The 7,805-nt window shown below is 61.4% G+C and carries 5 protein-coding genes, 1 pseudogene and 1 CRISPR repeat array; of the genes and pseudogenes, 3 read left to right on the top strand and 3 right to left on the bottom strand.

Features of this window, described 5'->3' with window-relative positions; translation table 11 throughout:
• Positions 1-2: 2 nt before the first annotated feature.
• Positions 3-1,557: a CRISPR direct-repeat array (repeat unit 28 nt; unit sequence GTCTGCCCCGCACACGCGGGGATGAGCC).
• 12 nt (positions 1,558-1,569) lie between these two features.
• The 3 genes from HMPREF3151_RS02930 (at position 1,570) to HMPREF3151_RS02920 (ending at position 4,517) form a co-directional block, all read left to right on the top strand.
• Positions 1,570-1,917 (top strand): 3'-5' exonuclease, encoded by a 348-nt coding sequence (locus HMPREF3151_RS02930; protein ID WP_070473327.1) that lies wholly within the window; start codon positions 1,570-1,572, stop codon positions 1,915-1,917.
• Positions 1,918-2,176: 259 nt separating this feature from the next.
• Positions 2,177-3,373 carry a sodium/glutamate symporter gene (gltS, locus tag HMPREF3151_RS02925; RefSeq protein ID WP_070473325.1) on the top strand — a complete coding sequence of 399 codons (1,197 nt, stop codon included), beginning with the start codon at positions 2,177-2,179 and terminating at the stop codon, positions 3,371-3,373.
• Positions 3,374-3,521: 148 nt separating this feature from the next.
• Positions 3,522-4,517, top strand: a complete 996-nt coding sequence (locus tag HMPREF3151_RS02920) for a hypothetical protein (RefSeq protein WP_070473323.1) — start codon at positions 3,522-3,524, stop codon at positions 4,515-4,517.
• A gap of 219 nt (positions 4,518-4,736) precedes the next feature.
• On the opposite strand, the gene HMPREF3151_RS02915 is transcribed toward HMPREF3151_RS02920, so the two are convergent.
• The 3 genes and pseudogenes from HMPREF3151_RS02915 to HMPREF3151_RS02905 all read right to left on the bottom strand — a co-directional run.
• Positions 4,737-5,540 (bottom strand): GIY-YIG nuclease family protein, encoded by an 804-nt coding sequence (locus HMPREF3151_RS02915; RefSeq protein WP_168160585.1) that lies wholly within the window; start codon positions 5,538-5,540, stop codon positions 4,737-4,739.
• Positions 5,541-5,968: 428 nt separating this feature from the next.
• Complete coding sequence (locus HMPREF3151_RS02910) at positions 5,969-6,658, bottom strand: ATP-binding protein (protein ID WP_246815184.1); 690 nt, start codon at positions 6,656-6,658, stop codon at positions 5,969-5,971.
• A gap of 81 nt (positions 6,659-6,739) precedes the next feature.
• A pseudogene (locus tag HMPREF3151_RS02905) lies at positions 6,740-7,805 on the bottom strand (IS21 family transposase); the annotation flags it as partial.

The following is a 7,805-nucleotide window of genomic DNA, read 5'->3' as shown; positions in this document are numbered from 1 at the left end:
TCGTCTGCCCCGCACACGCGGGGATGAGCCCCACCAGGGCGCAAGCCCCCACACCGGAAGGAAGTCTGCCCCGCACACGCGGGGATGAGCCGGTGGCGCCGCACCATGCGCAGGTGACGTCGACGTCTGCCCCGCACACGCGGGGATGAGCCGTCACCCTGGCACCGAAGGAGCAGAAGATGATCGTCTGCCCCGCACACGCGGGGATGAGCCCTGTTCACCGAGATTCGGGCGTTGCCGGACGCGGTCTGTCCCGCACACGCGGGGATGAGCCGGTGGCGGAGGCCCGCAAGAGCGGCGACTCAAAGTCTGCCCCGCACACGCGGGGATGAGCCCACCTTCACCACGTTGGCCTTGAACTTCCCCAGGTCTGCCCCGCACACGCGGGGATGAGCCCAAGGAGCACCACCGGGCGCAGGCCATCCTCGAGTCTGCCCCGCACACGCGGGGATGAGCCCGCAGCGTCAGCTCCGGGTCGGCGCAATGCAGCGTCTGCCCCGCACACGCGGGGATGAGCCCTCCAGGGCCATGTAGACGTAGCAGCCTGGGTAGTCTGCCCCGCACACGCGGGGATGAGCCCTCCACAGCTGGTACGTCTGGTGCGAGTAGGCCGTCTGCCCCGCACACGCGGGGATGAGCCCGCCAGCTCCCCCGGCTCCCACGAGTTCAGGCCGTCTGCCCCGCACACGCGGGGATGAGCCCTATGAACCCGGCCCGAACCGCGTCATTGATTCGTCTGCCCCGCACACGCGGGGATGAGCCCTCCACAGCTGGTACGTCTGGTGCGAGTAGGCCGTCTGCCCCGCACACGCGGGGATGAGCCCTTGCCCGGCTCCACGGAGGCCACCCACTGGCAGTCTGCCCCGCACACGCGGGGATGAGCCGTGCCGGTACGCAGCACCATCATCAACATGCACGTCTGCCCCGCACACGCGGGGATGAGCCCCTAGCCGACCGCACAACTTCCCGGAGCACACTGTCTGCCCCGCACACGCGGGGATGAGCCCTACTGCACGAACTGTAGGAAGGCGTACAACGCGTCTGCCCCGCACACGCGGGGATGAGCCCAGTTCGGTTTGCATTAGAACGGTGGCTCCGGGGTCTGCCCCGCACACGCGGGGATGAGCCGTGCCGGTACGCAGCACCATCATCAACATGCACGTCTGCCCCGCACACGCGGGGATGAGCCCGATGACGACGCCACGGCATCACACGCCACGAAGTCTGCCCCGCACACGCGGGGATGAGCCCTGGCGAAAAAACGGGAAAAATCCAGCGAAAAAGTCTGCCCCGCACACGCGGGGATGAGCCGTTCGTGACCGTCGCGGTCATGCTGTGTCCGGCCGTCTGCCCCGCACACGCGGGGATGAGCCGTCGAAGCTGACCTGGCGACCAGAGACCTCCTGGTCTGCCCCGCACACGCGGGGATGAGCCCGCCCCAGGGAAGAAGCGACCGACGAATTCGCCCGTCTGCCCCGCACACGCGGGGATGAGCCCTTGTCGTTGTGGTCGAACAGGTAGTTCAGGATGTCTGCCCCGCACACGCGGGGATGAGCCCAGCGCGTCGGCGTGGTCTGCCGCACCCGCGGGCAGCTCTCCCGCGTGGTCTCCGGTCTTGCCGACCACGGCATCGACGCCGTCCAGACCAAAAACGCCGAACTGGCCTCCCACGAGCAGGTTTCCGTGATGACCATGCACGGCGCCAAAGGCATGGAGTTCACTCACGTGATCCTCATGGGCGTGGGCAAGGAGATCATGCCGCTGCGCTTCCGCCTGAAGAACCTGTCCGAGCAAGACGCCCGCGCCGCCCTGCAGCGTGAGCGTTCGCTGCTGTACGTTGCGGCGTCGCGCGCCCGCGACGCGCTGGTGGTGACCACGGTCGGCGAGCGGTCGGAGCTGCTGCCGGTGGCGGGGTAGGGGCAGATTAAAGTGGCTAGAGTCACCACAGCCACAATGCCCAGATGATCTCAGACGCTCACATGGCTGGACGGAGAACTGTGCGGCCCAGATGATGTAGCAACCGCAACACTTCCATGTGGGATGATCCCTGAACCTTTCGTGGTGTGTGTTGGGGCACACGATAGGATTCTCGAGGCTTAAGTCAATGTGTGGCGTGCTGTCCGGCACGCCACACGGCTTACGACAACCCCGATGAGTTTGAGAAAGACAGGGTGAAATGGAATTTGAATTGGACTTGGTCAGCTCAGTTGCGCTGACGCTTGCGTTGCTACTTTTGGGCAACTGGGCTGCGAGGAACTGGAAGATCTTCAGCAGGTTTGCCATCCCAGGGCCAGTTGTGGGCGGCTTCTTGTTCGCCTTGGTAGTTCTGTTCCTACGCGAAGCGCTGTCTTTCGAGCTCACCCTAGACACCACGCTGCAGAGCCCTGCAATGTTGGCGTTCTTCACGACCATCGGTCTCGGTGCGTCGCTGAGTCTGATGAAGGCCGGCGGAAGGTTTCTGCTCATCTACCTCGTGGCGTGCTGGGGTGTGGCGATCTTCCAAAACCTGGTTGGCATCGGGCTGGCGAAGGCACTCGACCTGAATGCGCTGCTCGGCATCATGGCAGGTTCCGTCTCCCTGGAGGGCGGCCACGGGGCAGCGGCCGCATTCGGTCCCACTGCTGAGGAGCTTGGCGCGCAGGGCGCAACCGCTGTTGCCATCGCTGCAGCGACTTTTGGTCTGATTGCGGGTTCGCTCATTGGCGGACCGCTAGCCACATGGCTGATCAAGCACTACGGGCTGGAGATCAAGACCCGCGAGATTGAAGCAATTGAGGAAACAGGAATTGACGATGCGTCGGAGGTCGAAGAAGGCTCACTCATCGCCACAGCTGCGTTGATTGGATTCATCGTCGTTATTGGTGTGTTTTTGGGATCCTGGTTCGGTGACGTCACCGGCTACTCGCTTCCCGGCTATGTGGGTGCGATGCTCATCGCCATCGTGTTCCGCAACCTCAACGACAAGTTCGGGTGGGTGACGCTGCACGGCAAGTCGATGTCGCTCATCTCCGAGCTGTCCCTCGGTTTCTTCCTTACCCAGGCGATGATGAGTCTGAAAATCTGGGATCTGTACAGCCTTGCGCTGCCACTGTTCATCATCTTGGTGGTGCAGGTCGTTGCACTCATGCTGTTCGTGGTCTTTATCGTCTTCCGCATGCTTGGCAAGGACTATGACGCGGCAGTGATCTGTGGCGGAATGATGGGCCACGGCCTTGGCGGAACCCCCAACGCTGTAGCCAACATGGACGCCATTGGACGCCGCCACGGCCTTCAGTCGCGCGTAGGCATGATCGTCGTTCCGCTTTCGGGCGCCGTGCTGATCGACATTGTGGCGCTGCCGTGGATCGTGTTCTGTCTCAACTGGGTCGCATAAAAAGTCGGAGATGCCCAGGGAATGCACTTCATGATGTGCTGGATACGCAGCACACAGAGCATTTTCAGAAAAAGTTTCAGTATTAACGTCACCTGAACGCTTGCTGTGGTTAACTTGGCTAGTCCATTTCCACTCAGTAGGAGTCAACATGAAAATCCGGCTGCTCCCCATCGCTACGGCGATCGCGCTTTCGGTCTCGCTCACAACCGCAAGTATCGTTCCGGTTACTGCACAGGCGGTCGCTAAGACCATGGCCGATAAGGCCAACCCCGAATTCGTTTACGTCGGCCCTCTTGGTGTCGCTGGGTTCCAAACTTTCAATCTGCGAGGAATTCCGGCGGACGTAACCGTATCCGGCGTCCAGGTGAAAAACGAGTTTGGCTACGGGTCCGCCGCCTCTACCCCGGCGGTAATGGTCACTATCAACGACAGATTCGGGCTAACCGCAAATACGGGTCACAGCCCTGCGTCAACCGATGGCGCTGTCAGTTCCAGCTTCGATTTCATTGTGACGTATTCGGACGGAAGCGTTTCAAAGTTCAGCCAGGAAGTCCGTTTCGTCCCAGAGAACCAGGCTAAAGCTTTCAACCCCTACTTTGAGAACAGGAGTTTTGACGCTGGTGAAACGACCGAGCGCAGGCTCTCCAGTGTGCCGAAAGGCGCAAAACTAGGTGTGGTCAGCGAGCCGGATGGCTGGTCAGCTTCTGTAGTGAAAGACAACATGCTGGCTGTCACGGCGCCGGCTGAAGCAACTCCAACCGGTGGCATTTTTTGGGAGCCACCAAAAATTGAATTGTCGGTTGTGTATCCTGACGGATCCTCCGAGATCGTGGAAGTGGGCGTGGTCGCAGTTCTTACTGAAAAGCCGAAGCCGACCTCGGTGGTGACACCGACTTCCAAGCCGAAGCCGACTGTGACTTCGGTGGCGCCGGATAGGCCAACTGCTACTCGAGTGGTGACCCCGACGCCGACGCTGACTACGACCCAGAATGAGCCGGCAACGCCGAAGCCAGCTACCACCGATGAAAAGGGCAGCAGCACTGGAGCAATCATTGCAGCCGTCGTGGCGATCCTGGCGGTAGTAGGAGCGGGAGCTTTCGTGGCTCTCAATAGCCCGCAGCTGCGGGCGACACTGCCGTTCTAATTATTGGGAGAAATACCTGACACTGAAGCGCTTTCCATCAGCTGGGGGGCGCTCAGAAACTAGATACAGTTAAGTCCGTGCCTACCCTCATCCCCGTCCACGCATCGGAGCACGTCCTCGGGGGCGTGTCTGAGTATTTGGCCGCTGCGTTTTCGCTTCGCCGACCGTCAGAAATACCTGGTGGGAACTCCAGCGCGGGAATGGAATTTGTCGTAAGGCTTAGGAGGTTTCGGGCGGCTCGGGTCGCGCTGCCTGCTGGTCGGCTTCGTCTCCCTCGCGGTCTTCCCAGGCTGCGAGCGTGGTGGACGGTTCATCCTGCAGGTGCCACATCGTTCTGCCATTTGCGGCACCGCCCACCAGGAACGCCGCTGCGGCGGACGGGCTGGTGAACTCCAAGTCTGAGGTCAGCGTGTTGTCCTGGATCTGGTCCGCGTAGCGCTCGCGGGTGGCGTGGACCCCGCGCGGGGCGCTGGGGCGCAGCTCCGGACGCAACGTAGAGCCCTCGAGGACAAGGAAACCGGAAGTGGTGCGCTGGTCCAGGCCCTGAACCCCTTGGCTGAGAACGGTGAGCTCGAAGACCGGTTCCTCGTCATCGCTCGGGCGCGCCGGGGCTGCAGCCGTGTTGGTCGAGGTGCGGGCCTTCGACGAAGTTGCCTTCGGCTGGAATGCGGAAACGCCTAGAGCGCTGATGATGAGGTTGGTGTTCTCGATGAACTCGTCCAGCTCTGCTTGGGTCTCTTCGCTGACACTGCCAGCGGACGGGGTGTTGCCGTTGGCGACTTCGTAACGGTCCGCCTTAATAGCGCGCTGGTGGAACGCGTTTTCCAGGAACGTGATTTCGGTGGCGCCCCAGGAATCGTCAACCACAACCACGTAGATGATGCGGTTGAAAAAGTCTTTGTCCGCGCTACGTGAATGCTCGGCGGCCCTTGCAAATGCGACGCCGTTCTGGCGGGGCGCGGTTTGGCCGATGTAGATGCGCGGCTTGTCCGTCTCCGGGTTCGTGCCAACCAGGAAGTACACCGCGGGGTGATTCAGCTCCGGACGCCCTCGGAGTTCTTCAGAATTGAGCTCGGTGCGCGGGATTGAATAGACCCGGCCGACCTAATTTCTAATCGAGGCCTTGATTGGCCCAGCGGCAGTGCCGTCCATCATGAAAAGCTGCAGCGTCTTCGGGGAACCCATGTGGTTGAGCGTAATCCGAAACTCAGGCTGCCTCAGCTTGAGGTGGCGGAGGTCGCCGATGCGTCATCCCGTGCGGACTCCGCATTGCGCCGTGTGGGGCCTGCCGAGATTCGACAGTTGCGCAGCGCCATCAGTTAAGCCGGGGTCGGCAATGCCAAGAAAAACTGTGGTGTTTAGACCACGTGTTTAGTAACGGTGTGGTGAGTTTCGGGTAACGCCCGGGTGAGTATCGAGTAACACCCGGGCGTTTTGGGGTTTCGGTGGGGTTATTGGGGCAGTCGCATGTTGGTGCCTTCGAGTGTGATGATTTCGGCGCCGGCGACGAGTCGGTTGAGGATTGATTCGGCGATGACGGCGTCGGGGATGGATTTGTACCACTCGTCGGGTGTGAACTGGGATGTCACGATGGTTGATCCGCGGGGTTCGCGTTCTGCGAGGATGTTGAGCAGTTGGTGTGCGGTGGCGGCATCGATTGGGGTGGTCAGGAAGTCGTCGAGGACTAACACGTCTGTGTGGTGGAGGTCTTGGAGGAATGTGATGCGGGCTGGGTCGTCGTGTTTGAGTACGGCGAGGTGGTTGGCGAGTGTGTCGGTGCGGAAGAAGCGTGCGGAGTAGTCGTTTCGGCACGCCGCGGTGAGTAGTGCTTGGGCGAGGTAGGTTTTGCCGACGGAGGATTTGCCCAGGATGACAATGTTTTGTGCGCTTTGGCACCATTGGCAGTGAGCGAGTCGGGTGACTTGCTCTTTGTTGATGGTGCGGCCGGGCGTGTAGGTGATGTCTTCGATACAAGCATCGGGATTTGGCGATCGGGATGCTTTGAGCAGTTTGTTGACTCGCCTCTCACGCTTGGCCGCTACCTCTTTATCGAGTGCGTAGAGCACCTTGTCGGAAAAGCTCCAGTCGTCGAATGCGGGATCGGCGGCGATGTCGATGACGCTTTGTCCGAAGGCGGTCATGCGTAGATCGGTAAAGACCGGCAGGACTGATTCGTCGAGGAAGCGGGCAGATGCTGATGCTGGCTGTGGGTGGGGCATGGGTTATGCAGATCCCTTCTTGGTGAGGTTTTCGAGGCTGAACTGGGCAGCACCACCGAGGTAGGCGCCGCGGGTGTCACGCGCTGTCGGGGCAGGCGCGCCGTCAGCGGGTCTGCCGGTTGGTTGATCGGTTGGCAGGTCAGTGCCGGTAGGTCGTGTGGAGGTGTCTTTGCGCACGGCGGCCATCATGTTTTTCACCGCGGTATACGACACAGCACGCCTGGCGCCGTCGGTGGACACCAGACGCCTGCAGGCTTCTTCGAGGATTGGCTTGTTGGTGTGTTTGCCCATGTTGAGCACGTTGCGGCACGCTTGATACGCCTGGGCAGGGATCGCTTTGGCTTCGATGAGCTCGGCAATCACCTGGCGGGTGGCCGGCCCGATTTTGGCGGCTTCGCGCAGGAAGTACTCGCTTGTCCATAACCCACGGGTGTCACCCATGTTCGCCGGGATGTGGTCGGTGTCGGTGACGTACACCCCGCGGGCACGTGCGAGTTGGTGGGTGGCCACACGCTGCCCGGCGTCGAAGACGGCGAGCACGTCACCGGTGATGCGCACATCCACGGTGCGGCCCACCAGCTGGTTGGGTACCGAGTAATGCGCGTTGTGCACTCTGATGTGGAAATTGGGTGCGACTTTGGCGCGTTTCCATTCGGTGCGCTGCCACGGTGTTGCAGGCAGCGCGGTGAGCACGTCGCGTTCGAACTGATCGAACAATGCGCGTCTGCTCGTCGCATTGCCGCGAAACGGTTCGGCAGCGTTGATCCCATCGACTAGGACGGTGATTTTTGCGTTGAGCTCGTCTATTCCGGCGCACTGGTGGCCATCGAGTGCGTGGATGACGTTTTGGGTGACGATCTTGACTGCAGCTTCAACGCTGGCCTTATCCTTGGGGCGTTTCGCCCGAGCCGGCAACGCGGCGGTGTTGTAGTGCTCCAAAAACTCCTCGTAGGTGGAGTTGACCCGGCGATTCCTGTCCGCGGCACTGATCGCATTCGAAGCCGTTGAGGCATTATCGGGCACGATGACCTCGGCGACGAGGGTGTCAGGAAGTTTGTGTGTGAGGCTC

The organism is Corynebacterium sp. HMSC05H05 (genome assembly GCF_001807265.1).
Taxonomy (GTDB): Bacteria; Actinomycetota; Actinomycetes; order Mycobacteriales; family Mycobacteriaceae; genus Corynebacterium.
The sequence above is the reverse complement of the archived record's forward strand: the minus strand, read 5'-3'. Positions and strand labels throughout refer to the sequence as shown.

What these genes read in the sequence shown, in the direction of transcription:
- gltS (WP_070473325.1), top strand. Translation starts at nt 2,177, where the DNA reads ATGGAATTTGAATTGGACTTGGTCAGCTCAGTTGCGCTGACGCTTGCG.
- HMPREF3151_RS02920 (WP_070473323.1), top strand. Translation starts at nt 3,522, where the DNA reads ATGAAAATCCGGCTGCTCCCCATCGCTACGGCGATCGCGCTTTCGGTC.
- HMPREF3151_RS02910 (WP_246815184.1), bottom strand. Translation starts at nt 6,658, where the DNA reads ATGACCGCCTTCGGACAAAGCGTCATCGACATCGCCGCCGATCCCGCA.